Below are 16583 nucleotides of genomic sequence, written 5' to 3' on the forward strand. Positions count from 1 at the left end.
CGGCCTTGACCGGCCGGAAACCACCCAGGAACTGCACAGTCCCGGTTGCGTCGACAGCTTGATGTGAGGCTTTTTCCATGTTCGATCCATTCATAGCGCCGAGCGGCACCCTGCTCGGCCTGCTGCAGAGGGGCCGCGGCGACGGCACGCTCCACGCGCTCGCCGCGCCCCGGACCGAGGCGCTCGCGGCACTCAACCACTGTGTTCTGAGCGATCCCCGCCACGACTGGCAGGTCGAGAACCGCTCCCTCTACTACGCCCGGCTCTACCTCGACCTCGACGGCGGGCTTGAGGAGATCGAGCGCCACCTCGCCGATCCCGACGACCACCTCGACACCGACGACTCCCGCACCGGCCTCGCGCTGGCCGTTCTCGGCCACCTCGCCTCGTACGGACGGACCGACGCCCTCGCGCTGCTGCGGCGGTACGCGGCCACCGGCGCCAACTGGGCCTGGGCCCTCGACGAGCTGGCCCTGCGCGACGACGACGCCGGCCTGCGCTCCCTCGCGCTGCCCGTCCTCGCCCGCTTCGCCGAAACCCCCGAGGGCGCCGCCGAGCTCGCCGCCGCCGTGCGCGACGCCTTCGAGCCGCGACCGTGGCGACTGTGGGCGGACGACCCGCGCGCGGCCGTCGGCGCCCGTATCCGGACCGCCACCGAGCGCGGCTCCTTCGACCGCTGGCAACGCCAGATGGCACCCGGCGGGCCCCGCCCCGGCTGGAGCGTCCGGGCGGTCCTGGACTGGGCCCAGCAGGCGTGGGAACGCGGCAAGGTGCTGCACGTCCCCGCAGCCCGCTGCCTCGCCGCCGTCGCCGGCGCCGAGGACCGGCCGGACATCGTGGCGGCCGCCGCCGCCGGACCCGAGGGCGCCCGCTGCGCCGCCCTGCACTACCTCGCCGAGGCCGAGGACCCCGCGGCCCTCGACCTGATCGACGCCGCGGCCGCCGACCCGTCCCGCACCGTCGCCGAAGCCGCCGTCGCCGCCTTCGAGCGGATGCCCGGCCGAGCCGCCGTCGAGCGGGCCCGGCGCTGGGCGCACCGGCCCGACGCGCTGGGCGCCTCGGCAGCGGGCACCCTCGCCCGCCGGGGCGGTCCCGCCGACGCCCCCCTCGTCCTCGGCGCGCTGCGCGAGGCCGTGCGCGCGGGCCGGTCCGACGCCCACGGGCCCGACCCCCTGCGCCTGGGACCGCTGGTGGACGGAGCGGGCCGCCTCGGCATCGCCTGCGCCGCCCCCGTCCTGCGCCACGTCTACCGGGAGACGACCTCCTCGCACCTGCGCGGCCGCGCCGCCCGCGCGCTCGCCGCCACCGACCCCTCCTTCGCCACCGGCTTCGCCGTCGAATGCCTGTGGGACTGCGAGGAGACCACCCGCGAGATCGCCGCGCTGCACGCCGAGACCGGTGACATCCGCGTCGCCGAACGCCTGCGCCGGCTCGCCGCCGACCCGGCCGAGGAGGCCGAGGTGCAGACGGCGGTGCGCAGCCGCATCGAGCCCGAGGCGACCGGCGTCTGACCCGGCCGGTACGCGCGGCGGCGCCCCGGGGACCGTGAGAACCCGGGGCCCGCGCCGGCCCGGGCGGCCCGCCGCGTGAACGGGCTCAGGATCGCCGACTTCGGCACCCCCGCTTCCGGCGGACCGCGCACCGCCCGCCCTCGACCAACTCGGGCGCGGCCACCGCGAAGCCGGACACGACCCCGGCCGCCGCCGGTGGACCGGCCCCCGGGGCGCTCACCGTGCGTGCGCGGACCGGCGCTCGGGGGCGATCGGGTGCCGGACGCGGCGCGACGACCCGCGACCGACGGGACAGCCCCCCGGGGAGGGCGACCACCGCGCGGGCCGGGAACCCTTCCGGAGCGGGCCGCGGAGTCCTGGGCGAGGCGGTCGGATCTGCGCCGTTTCGACCGTTGTCGGGGTGAGGACCTAATCTGTGCAGCGTGACTTCGCCTGCCGACACGGACAACGCCGCGCCCCAGCTCAGCGCGGGGCGGCGACCCGCCCCCGGGCCGGCCGCCGACGAAGGGCTGGCGCGGCGGCTCCGCGCGCTCGCCTGCACCGCGCCGCTGCACGATCTCGACGTGCGCAAGGCCAACCTCGCCGGTGAGTACACGGTCTACGCGATGGCCGAGGTCGCCCTCGCCGCGATCGACGCGGTCACCCTGCACATGGACTTCGACACCGGGGCCGACCACGAACAGATAGTGACCAAGCTGCTGCCCCGGGTCCACGCCCAGGCTCCCGACCGGCCCGCCGCCGAACACGAGCGGGTCGCCCGCTGGGTGCTGGACAACCTCATCAACGTCGGCAGCGTGGACCGCGGATTCCGCGCGGTCTACGGCACGTTCGGATCCGACGGCGTGTACGTGCGCAGGGACTACGACTTCAAGCTCGTCGAGGAGGTCCCCGGCCACGGCGGCACCGTCTTCCTCCGGGCCACCGACGAGGCCGTCAACGTGCTCGTCGGCGCCCTCGACACCGACGTCACCAGCGCGCAGATCGCCGCCGAGGTGAAGCTGGAGGTCCTGGTCAGCCGGGGCCGCCTCGCCGACGCCCAACTCGCCGCCGAACAGGCCCGCTACCGCACCGTGCAGTACGCCGAGACACTCCGCCGCACGCTGGAGGCGACCCGCCGCAACGTCCGTGCCGTCGACTGGCTCAACGCCGTCCCCGACATGATCGCCGAAGCCCTCGACCACGTCGCGGACCGCTACCGCCACGAGAACGCGATCCTCACCAACATCCGCAAGGCGCGCGACGAGGCCGAGGAACCCGAGAACAAGCGCCGCGCCGCCGAACTCGTCGACATCGTCAAGGACTGCATCCGCCGCCACACCCAACTGCAGTCCCGGCTCCTCGAAGCGGGCCCCCTCTTCCGCGCCGAACAGGACCGGCAGGCCTTCGCCACTCCGGCCTCGCGCACCGGACTCGACCTCTACGGCCAGCTCCTCGCCCCGCTGCTCGAACTCCCCGTCGAGCACTCCATCCGGGCCACCGACGCGTTCTTCGCCCGGGGCACCGGAGTGCGCACCCCCACCTCCGTAAGGGTCGGGGACCTCGTCGACCTGCTGCTCGCCCCGCCCGTGGAACGCGAGCACCTCGGCGCCCTGATGCCCGAACCCGACGTGATCGCCACCCCCGACGACAGCCGGTTCAGCGAGGACCAGCTCGCCGTCGCGACGGCGCTCCTCGATCTGGAGTACGACGCTCCGCGCCGGCTCTCCGGACTGCTGGCCGAGGCCCGTGCCACCGGCGATCCGGAACTGCCCTACCTCGTCGCCCTGCTGGCGGTCCACGCGGCCAGCCCTCCGGTCGGCACCGCCTACCGCCAGGGGGAGCGGCGCCTGCTCTTCGCGGTGGACGACGGCACCGAGCTGACGGACCCCGAGTTCGGCGGCGCCGACCTCGTCGTCGGCACGGCCCTGCTCGACGCCGCCGGCATGGCCGCCGACCGCAAGGAGGCGTCGTGAGCGGCGCCCGGTCCGACGCCCCCGCACCCGTATCCGTACCGAAGCAACTCCGCACCGAGGAGCCCCAGCCGTGAGCGACCAGCGCGCCGAGCACACCGACGCGTGGGACGAACCCGCCGTCATCCCCGCCGTGGAGCCCGCTCCCGCCGCCGGGCCGGTCTCCGTCACCCCGGCCGACGCCGCCGACGCCGCCCGACTGGTCTCCTTCGGTCTCCAGCCCAAGCTGGTGCCCGCCCGGGACGCGGAATACGCCGGCCTGCTGCGCCGCTACCGCGAGGAACCCGCCTTCGGACGGCTCGCGGACGCCGTCGCCACCGGCCTCGGCCTGGTCGTCCTGGAGGTCTCCACCCGCGCCGGCATGGCCGTCACCGCCGACGAGGACTCGGTGTTCGCGGTGCGGATGGGCGACTACGCCCGCCGCGCCTCCTCCGACGCCGCCGACCGGTTCCTGCACGGCCTCGCCCACCTCGCCGTCGCCGCCATGGCGTTCCCCCGGCCCGAAGACCTCGTCGACGACGCCTACATCGGACGCATCACCGTCAACGGCGTCGACGCGTTCGTCCGCCAGGCGTGCCTGCGGCTGGAGGAACGCGCGGCCGAGCAGGGCGAGAACACCGACCCCACGAGCGACGCCCCCGGTCTCGAAGCCGGCTGGCGGGTCTACGCCCGTCGCAGCGCGACCGGCGCCACCAAGGACGCCCGCCGCCTCGCCGGCTCGACCACCGGCATCATCGGAAAGGCCGTCGCCTTCCTCACCGACTCCGGTTTCCTCCAGCGCACCGGCGACGACGCGGGCGGCGCCTACCGCACCACCGCGCGCTACCAGCTCCAGGTCCGCGACCTGGCGGGCAGTGCCGCCATGGCCGAACTGCTGGAGCTCGGGGTCGTCCCGGTCACCGACGGCAGCGCCACCCTGCTGCCACCCCGGGACACCGACGACCTGGAGCTCGCGGCCGACGCCGGTCTGCCCTTCCACGGGTGACGCACCGACCACCGCGCATCCGCCCGTTCCGCCTGTTCTGCCCGTTCCGCTTCACGAACGACGAGAGTCCGCCGCCATGTACGAGTTGTCCCGGGTCCGCCTCTACTCCATCGGACCGGCCGGTGCGCGCTACGCCGACACCGTTCTCGATCTGCGCGGCGTCGGCGCGCCGGTGCCCGAACCCGCCCCGGCGCAGGCGGAGTTCTTCGAGGACGAACCGGTCGGGCCGCCGCGCCGGCCCGCGCCCGCCGGCGTCCTCTTCCTGGAGAACGGCGGTGGCAAGTCGGTCCTGCTGAAGCTGATCTTCTCGGTGATGCTCCCCGGCCACCGCAACACCCTCGGCGGCGCCAGCTCCGGAGTGCTCCGCAAGTTCCTGCTCGCCGACGACTGCGGGCACGTCGCCCTGGAGTGGCAGCACACCCTCACGGGCGAGTGCGTCGTCGTCGGGAAGGTCAGCGAGTGGCGCGGCCACCAGGTCTCCAACGACCCACGCCGGTTCGCCGAGGCGTGGTACTCCTTCCGCCCGGGACCCGGGCTCAGCCTCGACAACCTCCCCGTCGCCGAGGCCACCGCCGTCGGCCGTCCCGCCGAGGGCACCTCCGGTGCCCGGGGACGCCGCCGCACCATGAAGGGGTTCCGCGACGCCCTTACGGACGCCGGCAAGTACTACCAGCACCTCGACGTGCACTGGGAGGAGATCCACGACCGGTGGAACGAACACCTCGGTGAACTCGGCCTCGACCCCGAACTCTTCCGTTACCAGCGTGAGATGAACGCCGACGAGGGCGAGGCCGCCGGACTCTTCGCGGTCAAGAAGGACTCCGACTTCACCGACCTGCTGCTGCGGGCCGTGACCGACACCCGTGACACGGACGGCCTCGCCGACCTCGTCAGCGGCTTCGGGAACAAGCTCGGCCGCCGCGCCGAACTCACCGCCGAACGCGACTTCACCGCCGGCTCCGCCGACCTCCTCGGACGCATCGTCGAGGCGACCGCCGCCCGCGCCCGCTGCCGGGACGTCCACGCCGGTGCCGAACGCCGCACCCGCACCCTCGCCCGCCGCCTCTCCGCCCGCGCCACCGAGGAGCGCGGCCGCACCGCCGAGCTGGCCCAGCGCGTCACCGCCGCCGCCCACACCGTCACCGAGGCCGAACGCGCCCGGGGCCACCGCGCCCTCGTCGCGGCCGAACTCGCCTACCGCAACGCCTCCCTCGCGCTCGCCGCCGCGGAGAAGGCCGCCGCCGCCCAGCGCCGCGAACTGGGTGACGCCCGTACGCTGCACTCCGCCTGGCAGGCCGCCGAGGCGGTGCTGCGCCACCGGGCCGCCGCCGACCGCTCGGCGCGCGTCGCCGCCGCCATCCGCGAGGCCGAACGCGATGCCGCCCCGGCGCTCGCCGCCCGCGCCACCGCCGCCGCCGACCTGGTACGCGCCCTGCACACGGCCGCCGAGGACGGCGAGCGGGTGGCCAACGAGGAGGAGGAGCGCTCCGACACCCTCCAGGCGGAGGGAGAGCGCGCCCACCGCGATGCCACCACCGCCGCCACCGAGGCCCAGCGCGCCCGCAGCGAGGCGGGCCACCTCCGCCAGCGCCTCGCCGAGGTCGAGCAGGAGACCGCCGAGGCCGTCCGGGCCGGCTGGCTCGACGACACCGCCCCCGACGCCGACCCGGCCCGCGCCGCCCTCGCCGCGAACGACGCCGAACAGGCAGCCGTCGCCGCCTGGGACACCGCCCGCGACGCGGCCCGCGACGCCGCCGACCACGCCCGTGAGGCCGCCGCCGCCGAGAGCCGTGCCGAACTCGCCGCCGCCCGCGCCGCCGACGCCGCCCGGGCCGCCCAGGAGTCCTACGAGGACGAGCGCGCGGCCGCCGAGTCCCTCGCCTCCGAGAGCCGCCTCGCCGACCTGCTCGGCCTGCCCTCCGGCGCCGGCGTCCCCCAGCCCCGCAGCGGCACCGGCCCCGACGAACCGCACGGCGCCGCACCCCATGACGCCGCACCCCACGGCGCCGTCACCCCCGCGGACGGCGGGTCCGCCGGGACGGACACGGACCGCCGGACCGCCGTGGCCGACCGGCGCACCGCCACGGTCCGGCCCCTGACGACCGAGGACTTCGACCGCGGCGCCGACGAACTGCGCGATCTGCTCGACCAGGGCATCGCGACCGCCGAACGCCGCCTCTTCGACCTGCGTACGGCCGCCGCCGACGACTCCCGCATCCTCGGCGCCCTCGGCGACGGCGGACTGCTGCCGCCCGGCCCGGACGTCCTGGCCACCGTCGAGTACCTCGGAGAGCACGGCATCCCCGCCCTCCCCGGCTGGCGCTACCTCGCCCAGGCCGTCGACCCGGCCGACCACGCCGCCGTTCTCGCAGCCCGCCCCGAACTGGTCGACGGTGTCGTCATCACCGACCCCGGCGCCCACACCCGGGCCCGCGAGGTGCTCGGCGGCGCTGCCCTGCTGCCCCGTTCGACCGTGGCGGTCGGCACCGCGGCCGCCCTGCTCGCCCCGGTGCCCGACGCGGGCACCGGCAGCGACGACGTGTTCCTCGTCCCGCCGAACCCGGCCATGCACGACGAACTCGCGGCCGACGAGGAGCGGCAGGCGCTGCGCGCCCGGACCGCGGACCGGGACGAGGACATCCGCGTCCTCGCCACCCGGCTGGCGGGCGACCGCGCCCTCGCCGCCCGCATCGGCGCCTGGCGCGCCGACTGCCCGCCCGGCACCCTCGCCGAGCTCGCCACCGCGGCCGCCACCGCGCGTACGGCCGCCGAGACCGCCGAAGCGGCGCTCGCCGAGGCCCGTACCGTCCGCGCCGAGGCGGACGAGGCGGCGGCCGACACCGCCCGGGTCCGTGAGGAGCGCCAGGAGGCCGCCCAGCGCGCCCGCCGCGTCGCCGACGCCCTGGCCGGTCTCGCCCACCGGCTCCGCGAGCGCGCCGGCTGGCAGATCCGGCTCCGCGAACTCCTCGACGAGGGCGCCGAGTCGGAAGCCCGCGCCCAGACGTACCTGGACCGCGCCCGCGCCGCCGACGAGGACCGCCGGGCCGCCCAGCGCGCCGCCGACGACGCCCGCCGCACCGCCCGCGCCCTGCGCGCCGAGCGCGCCGAGATCGCGGGCGCGCCGGAGACCCTGCCCGAGCCCGACGAACGCACCGCCCGACAGGCGCTGCCCACCCTCCGCGAGGCCTACCGAGCGGCCTCCCAGCTGTACGAGAAGGTCGGCGTCGGCGCCGACCTCCGCGCCGAACAGGCACGGGCCGAGAGCGACGAGAGCGCCGCCCTCTCCGAACTCGACCGCCTCAGCAACAAGGTCCGCACCCGCGCCGCCCAGCTCCTCGAAGGCACCGACGGCGCCGACGGCCCCTCCCGGCAGGCGGCGGCCACCCGCGCCGAATCGCTCGTCCAGCTCCTGGAGACCCGCGCCTCCACCGCCAGCGAGCAGCTGGGCCGGCTGCGCGGCGAGGCCGAACGCCTCGCGCCCGAGGACCACGCCCCGCACCACACCGAACTGCCCGAGGAACTCGTCCCGGCCGACGCGGAGCGGGCCCAGGCCCTGCTGCGCACCGCCACCGGCGAACTCTCCGCCGCCACCGCGGCCCTGGACACCGCCCGCGCCGCCCACGCCGAGCTGCTGCGCGCCCACCGCACCGCCGAGGACTCCGCCGGCGGCTTCGACGAGACCGCCGCCCTCCTGCGCGATCTCCTGCGCGACCACGGGACGGAGGACGAGGAGGACGCACCCGAGCCCCACCCCGGCACCCTGGACGAGGCCCGGACCTCCGCAGCCGAGGCGCGCCGCTCACTGCGCGGCTGCGCGGCCGACCTCTCCGCCGCCGAGAGCGCGGTCCGGGAGGCGAGCGACATCCTCGTACGGCACGCCAACTCCACCCGCTACGAGCAGGTCCGCACCCCCGCCCGCCAGCAGATCCGCGAACTCCCGGCCTCGGCCCTGCCCGACCACGCGCAGAAGTGGGCGGACGCCTTCGCCCCCCGGCTCCGCGTCCTGACCGACGAACTCGCCCAGCTGGAACGCAACCGGGACTCCATCGTCGACCGGCTGCGCGGTCTGGTGGAGTCCTCCCTCGCCACCCTGCGCTCCGCACAGCGGCTCTCCCGCCTCCCCGAGGGACTGGGGGAGTGGTCCGGGCAGGAGTTCCTGCGCATCCGCTTCGAGGAACCCGACCAGGCGACCCTGAGCGAGCGGCTCGGAGAGGTCATCGACGAGGCGACGCACTCCGCGCTCAAGAAGAACGCCGACCTGCGCCGCGACGGCATGTCCCTGCTGCTGCGCGGGGTGGAGGCGGCGCTCCGGCCCAAGGGCATCGCCGTGGAGATCCTCAAGCCGGACGCCGTGCTCCGCGCCGAGCGCGTACCCGTGGGGCAGATGGGGGACGTGTTCTCCGGTGGCCAGCTGCTCACCGCGGCCATCGCGCTGTACTGCACCATGGCGGCGCTCCGCAGCAACGACCGGGGCCGCGACCGGCACCGGCACGCCGGCACGCTCTTCCTCGACAACCCCATCGGCCGCGCCAACGCCACCTACCTGCTGGAGCTCCAGCGCGCGGTGTCGGACGCGCTCGGCGTCCAACTCCTCTACACGACCGGCCTGTTCGACACGACGGCGCTCGCCGAGTTCCCGCTGGTGATCAGGCTCCGCAACGACGCCGACCTGCGCGCCGGGCTCAAGTACATCAGTGTGGAGGAGCACCTGCGGCCGGGACTGCCGCAGCAGGACCCCGGGGGGGAGACCGTGCACGGGGAGATCACCGCCACCCGGATGTTCAGGCGGAGCACGGAGCCGGGGCCGGCCTGACGGGCGGGCCGCTCACGCGCGCAGGCTCCACGGGACGTGCCCGTGGAGCCTTCCGGCCGGGTGACTCCCGGCCGGATCCCGTCCGCGCGCCATCCGGGCCCGGGGCACCGGTGGCGCGCGGACGGGATCCCGGTTCAGACCCGGGAGAGCCGGCCCGCCCCGCTGTGCCGGCGTATGCCCGCGGCGCCCTCGCGGAGCGCCCGGCGCTCCGCGCGCCGGGCCCGTCGGCGCTCGCGCCGCATCCGGCGCGCGGTGCTGCTCGGTACCGACACCACGCCGTGCCGTTGGTTCCACACCTGACGGGTCACCCAGACGTCCAGCACCGACCACGTCGCCCCGACCGTGCCGGCCACCGCGCCGAGCGCCATGGGGAAGGCGAGCCAGGACCCCGCCATGGTGCACAGAAAGGCCACCATCGCCTGGATGAGCGTCAGCGAGACGATGATCACGGCGCGGACCGCCGCCGTGCGGACCGGATCGGGCATCCGTCTGCGGTCCGCCTCCTCCTCCACCCACAGTTGGCGTGGCACGCGCGCCTCGCGTACGGGTGCGGCGTCCGACGACGCGGCGCCCCGGCGTTCCCGAGTGCTCAAAGGACCTTCAACTCCCCACCGCTGAACGACTTGAGGGTGACTGCCCGGCTTCCCGCGCTTCTACGCCGACCGGCCGGGCCGTCCGTGGCGGCGGCGACTGCCGTTCTGCCGCACCGGCCTCCGGCGTGACTCCTGCCCCGTACGGAAGGACGAATGCGCGGGCGCGGAGATTCCCCGAGTGGGCAACGAATCACCCGTTCAAGGGTCACGAAACACAGGGTTCCGGCCAACTGTCCGGTACCGGATTTCCCGCTGCGGAGTCCCGGCTTTCCCGTTCACGTGGACTTCCGCGCATTTCCGGTGCCGGGTTCCGCGTCGGGAAATGGGGAGCGATTCGCGTCAACTCCCCACCAGAAGGCCGAAAATCGCCCGGACGGTCCTTCGAGTTGTCAGAGTGTCGGTAGTAGGCTCGCGCCGTTTGCAGACGCGGGACCGACGGACACGCCCCCGGGGTGCGGGGGTCGAGCTGGGGGAGGCCATGCGCTTTCGCGGGAAGTCCATCCGCAGGAAGATCGCGGCACTGCTTCTCGTGCCCCTCGTCTCCCTCACCGCGCTCTGGGCGTTCGCCACCTACGTGACCGGGCGCCAGGCCAACCAGTTGATGAACGCGAGCGCCATCGTCGAGAAGGTGGGCCACCCCCTGGAGGAGGCGGTCCGCTCCCTCCAGGACGAACGCCGCCAGACACTCGTCTTCCTCGCGGACCCCCGGGCCTCCGACGCGCTGCCGCTGCTGCGCCGTCAGCACGCGGTCACCGACCGGACGGTGGCCGAGATCCGCGACGGTGCCGGCCGCGACGACATCCGCGAAGAGCTGAGCAGCGACGCCCAGGGCCGCCTCGACGCCGTACTCAGCGCGGCCGACGGTCTCCCCGCGCTCCGCCGGTCGGTGGAGAACCGGGGCATAACCCGACTGCGCGCCCTGGACTTCTACGACCGTCTCGTCGACCCCGCCTACCGCTTCCTCACCGGTCTGCGCACCATGGAACACGTCTCCCTGGACAAGCAGGTCCGCGCGCTGGTCGGGGTCTCCCGGGCCCGCGAACTCCTCTCCCGCGAAGACGCGTTGGTCGCCTCCGGCCTCCTCACCTCACGGCTCACCGACGCCGATCTGCGCCAGGTGGCCGCCCTCGTCGCCCAGCGCGAACTGCTCTACCAGGTCAACCTGGACATGCTCCCCGCCGCCGAGCGCCTGCGCGTCGAACGGTTCTGGGCCTCTCCCGACACCGAGCCCCTGCGCACCGCCGAGAACGCCCTCGTCGCGGGCGGCGAGGCCCGGGACCGCGCGGGCATCGACCCGGCACGCTGGCAGCGCGCCGCGCCCCCGGTCCTGGACCGGCTGGCCAACGACTACACCGAGATGACCAACCGCTTCCAGGACCGGGCCCAACCCGCCGGCTACCGGGTGCTCGCCCTCGCCGGAGTGGCCGGGGTCCTCGGCTTCCTGGCCCTGCTCGTCTCGGTCTTCGTCTCGGTACGGATCGGGCGCGAGCTGGTCCGCGACCTCTCCCGGCTCCGCAAGGAGGCCCACGAGGCGTCGGGGGTACGCCTGCCGGGCGTCATGCGCCGGCTCGCGGCGGGGGAGCAGATCGACGTGGAGACCGAGGCACCGCACCTGAGTTACGAACCCGACGAGATCGGGCAGGTCGGCCAGGCGCTCAACACCCTCCAGCGGGCCGCCGTCGAAGCCGCCGTCAAGCAGGCCGACATGCGGCGCGGGGTCTCCGAGGTCTTCGTCAACCTCGCCCGCCGCAACCAGGTGCTGCTGCACCGGCAACTGACCCTGCTCGACGCGATGGAGCGGCGTACCGAGAGCGACGAGGAGCTCGCCGACCTCTTCCGCCTCGACCACCTCACCACCCGCATGCGCCGGCACGCCGAGGGCCTGGTGATCCTCTCCGGCGCCGCTCCGTCCCGCCAGTGGCGCAAGCCGGTCCAGCTGATGGACGTGGTGCGAGCAGCCGTCGCGGAGGTCGAGGACTACGAGCGGATCGAGGTGCGCAGGCTCCCGCGCATCGGCGTCGGCGGACCGGCCGTCACCGACCTGACCCACCTCATCGCCGAACTGCTGGAGAATGCCACGGCGTTCTCCCCGCCCCACACCGGCGTGCAGGTGCACGGCGAACGCGTCTCCAACGGCTTCACGCTCGAGATCCACGACCGCGGACTCGGCATGACCCCCGAGATCCTGCTGGACGCGAATCTGCGGCTCGCCGAGACCCCCGATTTCGAACTCTCCGACACCGACCGGCTCGGCCTCTTCGTCGTCAGTCGGCTGGCCCAGCGCCAGAAGGTGCGCGTCTCGCTGCAGAAGTCCCCGTACGGCGGCACCACGGCGGTCGTCTTCATCCCCGCGGCGCTGCTCACCGAGGCACCGGAGACGCACGGCACCGGCTTCCGGCTCGACCGCAGGACCGAGCGCGCCCTGCCCGGGCCGCGCCGCGAGCAGCGGACCCCCGGCTCACCGTCCCCGCTCTCCCCGGCTCCGGGGGGGAACGTGCCGATCGACGGGCCGGTCGAGCTGGAGGCGCCGGTGGGGCCGCGCGAACGCGCGTCGGCCGCCCGCGACCGGGACCGGGCGCTCGACCCTGCCCTCTCCCCGGTCCTCGACGGCCTCGGCGATCTGGAGGACAGCGAGAGCGAGCGCGGCGGCCTCTTCCGCGCCCGGTCCCCGCGCCGCAGCGGTGCCCCGCGCCGGGGAGACGAACCGGAGCAGCACCAGCAGGCGGGCGACGAGCGCGAGGGCCCCGCGCCGGCCGTCCGCCCGATGCGGTTCGACGGTCCCGCGCCGCTGCCCCGCCGCACGCCGCCCTCCCTCGTCGCCGAGCACGGCCGCCGCATCGGCGCCCCCCGGCCCGGCGGGCCCACCCGCTCGGTCCCCCGGGAAGCCGACGCGGCCCCGGCCGTGCCCCCGGCCCCCTCCCTGACCCCGGCCCCCGCTCCGGCGCCCCCGCCGTCGTGGCCGGACGCCGAGCCCGTGTCGGTCCGGGCCACCCACGACACCGTCGGTGGCCTGCCCCGGCGCATCCGCCAGGCGAGCCTCGTGCCGCAGCTCCGCGAGGAGGCGGAGGACCGCACCGCGCAGGAGGCCCCCGCCACCGAACGCGACGACGTCCAGCGCGAGGCCGAACACGTACGCGACCGCATGGCCTCGCTCCAGCGCGGCTGGCAGCGAGGACGCCGGCAGAACGCAGGCGAGACGACCGACACGGGCGACTCAGACCCAGGACCACCACCGGGAGGGGACGGTCGATGACCGCACCGCACGCCGCCGCACACGACTCCGAACGCAGGGGGTCGGGCGAACTCAACTGGCTGCTCGACGAACTCGTCGACCGGGTGTCCAGCATCCGCCAGGCGCTGGTCCTGTCGCGGGACGGACTCGCCACCGGCACATCCCGGGACCTGAGCCGGGAGGACAGCGAACACCTCGCCGCCGTCGCCTCCGGTTTCCACAGCCTGGCCAAGGGGGTCGGCCGTCACTTCGACGCGGGCCAGGTGCGCCAGACGGTCGTCGAGCTCGACGAGGCGTTCCTCTTCGTCACCGCGGCCGGCGACGGAAGCTGCCTCGCCGTGCTGGCCGACGCGGACTCCGACGTGGGCCAGGTGGCGTACGAGATGACGCTCATGGTCAAGCGCGTGGGGGCCCACCTGGTCAACGCACCCCGAACCTCCGGTACGTCCTCCGGAGGGTGAGGGGATGGCATGAGCGCAGACCCGGCCGGGGACACCGTCCCCGGATCGCCGGCCGCCGCCTCCGGCGTCCGCTCCCTGCCCTGGTTCGACGCGGACGCGGGGCCGGTGGTGCGCCCGTACGCGATGACCCGGGGACGCACCGGCGGCGCCGTCCGCCTGAGACTCGATCTGATAGCGGTCGTCGTCCCCGAGCCCGCCGCCGACGACCCGGACCGCGACGCGACCCTCTCCCCGGAGCACGTGGAGATCGTCGAACTCTGCTGCGCCGTGCCCCAGTCGATCGCCGAACTGGCCGCCGGTCTGGACCTCCCCGTCGGGGTGGTGCGGGTCCTGGTGGCCGATCTCGTCGACGAGGCGCTGGTGCAGGTGACCCGACCCGTTCCGCCGGCCGAGCTGCCGGACGTGAACCTTCTGCGCGAGGTGATCAATGGCCTTCGGGCGCTCTGACCGCCGCAGGCGGACCGCCGCGCCCGTCACCCTGAAGATCCTGGTGGCGGGCGGCTTCGGCGTGGGCAAGACGACGCTGGTGGGCGCGGTCAGCGAGATCAGACCGCTGCGCACGGAGGAGCACCTCACCGAGGCCGGGCGGCCCGTCGACGACATCACCGGGGTGGAGACCAAGCGGACCACCACCGTGGCGATGGACTTCGGGCGCATCACCCTCCGCGAGGAGCTGGTGCTCTACCTCTTCGGCACCCCGGGGCAGGAACGTTTCTGGTTCCTCTGGGACGAGTTGGCGCAGGGCTCGCTGGGCGCAGTCGTCCTCGCGGACACCCGCCGCCTGGAGGAGTGCTTCTCGGCCGTCGACTACTTCGAACGCCGGTCGATCCCGTTCGCGGTGGCCGTCAACTGCTTCGAAGGGGCGGAGACCTTCCCCACCGGCATCGTGCGGGCCGCGCTCGACCTCGGGCGGGACGTCCCGGTCCTGCTCTGCGACGCCCGTGACCGGTCCTCGGTCCGCGACGTCCTGGTGGAGCTGGTCGAGCACGCGCTCGCCCGGGCCGCGCGTCCCCGGGAACCCGCCGACGCCTGAGACAGCCGCCGCCGGCGGGAAAGCGCCCCGGACACGGTGGATGTTCCTCCGCACCGGTCCCACCGCTCTGCCCGGGCGGCGGGCGCCGCGACCGGTGGGGTCATCCGGCGGCGTTCCGGCCGGTGTTCTCCGCGAGCCACTTCGCGGCGGTCTCCGCCAGCTCGGCGTCGCGCCCGGCGAGCATCGTCGCGATCATCCGCGCGTCTCCGCGCAACGACCAGGCCGGGTGGCCGAAGGTTGCCGGATTGTTCCCCTCGATCAGGAAATGGGCGGGCCACGCCGTCCCGTAACCGATGAGCGGCAGGGCGGCCGCGTACCGCTTCCGGCCGCGCGCCAGCCCGTAGACCGTGAGCGCGAGCCCGGTCAGCGTTCCGGTCAGATGGACCCACCGCGTCGCCGCCTTCGAGTGCATCGCGACGTAGTAGGGCCAGAACTCATCGTACGAATCGAACGTCTGCTGCGTCATAGGGGCAAGGTAACGGCTCCGGCCGTCGGGGGACACCGTCCGGCGGCCGGCCCCGCGAGGGCGGTGCCGGCCGCACGGGCCGCCTCCCTCAGCGGCCCGACAGTGAGCGCCGGGCGACCGGGAAGTCGAAGTAGGTGTCCGGGAAGAGTTCCGGCTTGAAGGTGTAGTGCCACCACTCCTCGGCCAGGTTGACGAAGCCGAGGCCGGTGAGGGTCCCCTTCAGTACCTGCCGGTTCTCCCGCTGGATCCCCTGGACGCGCGGGTCGTCGGTGTGCGAGAGCGTGTCGAAGCAGTCGTAACCCGTGCCCATGTCCACCGAATTGTCGGGGAACCGCTCCGCGCGGGGCCCGAAGCAGGGGGACAGCGGTTCGCCCGGCCGGTACGCCCCGGTCGGTGCGGCCGGCAGCCGCACCAGCGTCAGGTCGACCGTACTGCCCCTGCTGTGCCCGGACTTCTCCGCGATGTAACCGTCCTCGAACAGCCGTGACTTGTCCACGCGGGGGTAGAACTCGTCCTTCATGGCCTGGTCGTCGAGGTCCTTCGCCCAGCGCACGAAGTGGTCCACCGCCCGCTGCGGCCGGTAGCAGTCGTACACCTTCAACGAGTAGCCCTCCCGCCGCAGCGCGGTCTGCGCCCGGTGCAGGGCTTCGGCGGCCGGGCGCGTCAGGACGCACATCGGCTGCCGGTACCCGTCCACCGCGACACCCAGAAAGGTGTGCGGCGTGGCGTACCGGATCTCCTCGATGATCGTCGGGTCCACGGAACGCAGCGCGACGAAGCCGTCCGGCGCCTTCGGTTCGGGGCGCGCACGCGCCGCCGGCGTGGCGACGGTCGCGGCGAGCAGGGCGCAGGCGGCGACGGTGAGGGCGCGGAGCGCGGTACCGAAGGAGGTGAGGGTTGTCATGCGCACATCGCTATCAGGTTCCGGCCCGCCGGGGAAGCGCGATCGGATACAGTCCGGCCCGTGTCCGAGTCCACCCCGCCCGCCACCCCGCCCGTACGCGACTCCCACTGCGCCGCCTGCGGAGCCCCGTACGACGCCGCCGTCCTCCGCGCCGGCGCCTGGCCCCGACCCTGCGCCGCCTGCGGCACGACCGCCTACCGCAACCCGCTCCCCGTCGCCGTCGCCCTGCTCCCCGTCACCGACGCCGCGGACGGAACTCAGGGACTGGTCGTCATCACCCGCACCATCCCCCCGCACCGCGGCCGACTCGCCCTCCCCGGCGGATTCGTCGACCACGGCGAGGACTGGCGGCACGCCGTCGTCCGCGAACTCCGCGAGGAGACCGGCATCGAGGCCGGCGCCGACGAAGTGACCCTCGCCGACGCGCTCAGCTCGCCGGACGGCCATCTGCTCCTCTTCGGCCTCCTCCCGGCCCGCCCGGTCCACCTGCTCCCGCCGTCCGCGCCCACCGACGAGACGGCCGGGTACGACGTGCTGCGCACGGCCGGGGAGCTGGCCTTCCCGCTGCACACCGAAGCCGTCCGCGCCTGGTTCGCCGGCCGCTACGCCTGATCCTCCGGCCGACCGCTGCACCCG

General features: G+C 74.9%; 12 protein-coding genes. 9 read left to right on the top strand and 3 right to left on the bottom strand.

Annotated features, from left to right (window positions below; translation table 11 throughout):
- Positions 1 to 77 precede the first annotated feature (77 nt).
- The 4 genes from PZB77_RS27265 (at position 78) to PZB77_RS27280 (ending at position 9258) form a co-directional block, all read left to right on the top strand.
- Positions 78 to 1511 (top strand): HEAT repeat domain-containing protein, encoded by a 1434-nt coding sequence (locus tag PZB77_RS27265; protein ID WP_275495278.1) that lies wholly within the window; start codon positions 78 to 80, stop codon positions 1509 to 1511.
- Between the two features lie 422 nt (positions 1512 to 1933).
- Complete coding sequence (locus PZB77_RS27270; protein ID WP_275495279.1) at positions 1934 to 3463, top strand: hypothetical protein; 1530 nt, start codon at positions 1934 to 1936, stop codon at positions 3461 to 3463.
- Positions 3464 to 3533: 70 nt separating this feature from the next.
- On the top strand, positions 3534 to 4445 hold the full coding sequence (locus PZB77_RS27275; protein ID WP_275495280.1) for a hypothetical protein: 912 nt from the start codon (positions 3534 to 3536) through the stop codon (positions 4443 to 4445).
- A 76-nt stretch (positions 4446 to 4521) separates the two neighbouring features.
- On the top strand, positions 4522 to 9258 hold the full coding sequence (locus tag PZB77_RS27280; protein ID WP_275495281.1) for a hypothetical protein: 4737 nt from the start codon (positions 4522 to 4524) through the stop codon (positions 9256 to 9258).
- 134 nt (positions 9259 to 9392) lie between these two features.
- Here PZB77_RS27280 and PZB77_RS27285 read toward each other — a convergent pair whose 3' ends face one another.
- Entirely contained in the window at positions 9393 to 9851 is a 459-nt protein-coding gene (locus PZB77_RS27285; protein ID WP_275495282.1) for a hypothetical protein, read from the bottom strand.
- Positions 9852 to 10329: 478 nt separating this feature from the next.
- Between PZB77_RS27285 and PZB77_RS27290 the strand changes: the two genes are divergently transcribed.
- From PZB77_RS27290 to PZB77_RS27305, 4 genes are read left to right on the top strand one after another with little or no spacing between them, the layout of a single operon-like run.
- Entirely contained in the window at positions 10330 to 13104 is a 2775-nt protein-coding gene (locus PZB77_RS27290; RefSeq protein ID WP_275495283.1) for a nitrate- and nitrite sensing domain-containing protein, read from the top strand.
- Entirely contained in the window at positions 13101 to 13544 is a 444-nt protein-coding gene (locus PZB77_RS27295) for a roadblock/LC7 domain-containing protein (RefSeq protein ID WP_275495284.1), read from the top strand. The genes PZB77_RS27290 and PZB77_RS27295 overlap by 4 nt, the downstream gene beginning before the upstream one ends.
- 9 nt (positions 13545 to 13553) lie before the next feature.
- On the top strand, positions 13554 to 13991 hold the full coding sequence (locus tag PZB77_RS27300; RefSeq protein WP_275495285.1) for a DUF742 domain-containing protein: 438 nt from the start codon (positions 13554 to 13556) through the stop codon (positions 13989 to 13991).
- The gene (locus PZB77_RS27305; protein ID WP_275495286.1) at positions 13972 to 14577 is read left to right on the top strand and encodes an ATP/GTP-binding protein; all 606 of its coding nucleotides are present in this window, start codon (positions 13972 to 13974) and stop codon (positions 14575 to 14577) included. The genes PZB77_RS27300 and PZB77_RS27305 overlap by 20 nt, the downstream gene beginning before the upstream one ends.
- Positions 14578 to 14677: 100 nt before the next feature.
- Here PZB77_RS27305 and PZB77_RS27310 read toward each other — a convergent pair whose 3' ends face one another.
- Positions 14678 to 15043 (bottom strand): DUF962 domain-containing protein, encoded by a 366-nt coding sequence (locus PZB77_RS27310; RefSeq protein WP_275495287.1) that lies wholly within the window; start codon positions 15041 to 15043, stop codon positions 14678 to 14680.
- Positions 15044 to 15131: 88 nt separating this feature from the next.
- Entirely contained in the window at positions 15132 to 15947 is an 816-nt protein-coding gene (locus PZB77_RS27315; RefSeq protein ID WP_275495288.1) for a M15 family metallopeptidase, read from the bottom strand.
- 60 nt (positions 15948 to 16007) lie between these two features.
- Here PZB77_RS27315 and PZB77_RS27320 point away from each other — a divergent pair, with 60 nt between their 5' ends.
- The gene (locus tag PZB77_RS27320; RefSeq protein WP_275495289.1) at positions 16008 to 16559 is read left to right on the top strand and encodes an NUDIX domain-containing protein; all 552 of its coding nucleotides are present in this window, start codon (positions 16008 to 16010) and stop codon (positions 16557 to 16559) included.
- The last annotated feature ends 24 nt before the right edge of the window (positions 16560 to 16583 follow it).

This window comes from Streptomyces sp. AM 2-1-1 (assembly GCF_029167645.1).
Lineage (GTDB): Bacteria > Actinomycetota > Actinomycetes > Streptomycetales > Streptomycetaceae > Streptomyces.